This window comes from Nonomuraea sp. NPDC003201 (assembly GCF_053590415.1).
Window position 1 is genome coordinate 1 of record NZ_JBSFTC010000732.1, and the last position, 1,480, is coordinate 1,480.

Consider the following 1,480-nt stretch of genomic DNA (forward strand, 5'->3'; position numbering starts at 1 on the left):
CGCCACACCCCCCCCAGCCCGGCCCCGGCCGGGCGGGGGCCTCCGGGGGGGGGGGGCCGCGCCGCGGCCCGCGACCTCTCTTCTGCTGAAGGAACATCTGGCACAGTGCCCGATTTCATCGATGACGCGATCATCAACGCGTTCTATGACCTGCATCGCGACCTGCCCCGCCAGGGGCCCGGCTCCGATGCCTGGGATCAGAGCTACCCGCTGCGCAGCACCGAGCAGAACCTCGCCGCCGCGAAGGCCGCCGGCTACGAGCCGTCCGGCGTCTACCGGCTGCCCGACGGCGACTGGTTCGACGAGTACTACGGCCTCCTCGAAGCCAGAGTCGCCCCCACCGGCCCCACGACCGCTCCCATGACGAGAGACGAGAACACCATGTCGCACACCTGGATCACCCGCGCCGAGACCCCGCAGGACATCCCCGCGATCCGCACGGTCGCCCTCGGCGCCTTCCCCACGCCTCTGGAGGCCGACCTCATCGAGGCGCTGCGCGTCGATGAGGCCTGGTCGCCCGAGCTGTCCGTCGTCGCCCAGGCCCCCGACGGCACCGTGGCCGGGTACGCGCTGCTCACCCGCTGCCACGTCGATGCCGCTCCGGCCCTGGCGCTGGGCCCGTGCGCGGTCCTGCCGGACTACCAGAGGACCGGCGCCGGCTCGGCCGCCATCCGCGCCGGTCTGCAGGCCGCACGCGACAAGGACGAGAACCTCGTCCTCGTGCTCGGCCACCCCGAGTACTACCCGCGCTTCGGCTTCACCCCGGCCTCGGCGTACGGGATCCGCCCCTCCTTCGAGGTGCCCGACGAGGCGATGATGGCGCTCGTCTTCGACGACACCATCGCGGTACCCAGCGGCACCATCGTCTACCCCGCCCCCTTCGGCGTCTGACGCTCAACGGGCCTGCCCGGGACGAACCGCGCCCCGGGCAGGCCCCTCTCCGCTCTCGGCGAATCCGGTGCGCTGTCAGTGAACCCGGCCGGGTGCTCGGCGTTCGCGGTGATTGGGTGTCGGGATGGAAATCTTGGTTTTGGGGGGAACGGCCTGGCTGGGCCGGGAGCTGTCGCGGCAGGCGATCGAGCGCGGCCATCGGGTGACGTGCCTGGCGCGCGGCGAGAGCGGCCAGGTGGCGGACGGAGCGAGGCTGGTGGCCGGCGACCGGCGTGATCCTTCGGCGTACGAGCCGCTGCTCGACCGGGAATGGGACGCCGTCATCGAGGTGTCATGGCAGCCGGGCTTCGTCCGCGAGGCCCTGCACGCGCTGGGCGGCCGCGCCCGGCACTGGGCCTACGTCTCCTCCGTCAGCGCCTACGCCTCCCATGCCGCGCCGGACGCCGACGAGTCCACGGCCCTGCTCCCCGCGACCGATCGCGACGAGGTCGACCGCGACCTGTACGGCGAGGCGAAGGCCGCCTGCGAGCTGGCGTCCACGGCGGCCGTGGGCGAGCGCCTGCTCATCGCCCGCGCCGGCCTCATCGGC

The 1,480-nt window shown here is 73.2% G+C and carries 2 protein-coding genes; both read left to right on the forward strand.

Features of this window, described 5'->3' with window-relative positions:
- Positions 1 to 381: 381 nt before the first annotated feature.
- Entirely contained in the window at positions 382 to 891 is a 510-nt protein-coding gene (locus ACWDX9_RS63230; RefSeq protein ID WP_449973440.1) for a GNAT family N-acetyltransferase, read from the forward strand.
- Between the two features lie 124 nt (positions 892 to 1,015).
- Positions 1,016 to 1,480: NAD-dependent epimerase/dehydratase family protein (locus tag ACWDX9_RS63235; protein ID WP_449973439.1), on the forward strand; the 465-nt coding region annotated here is incomplete at its 3' end.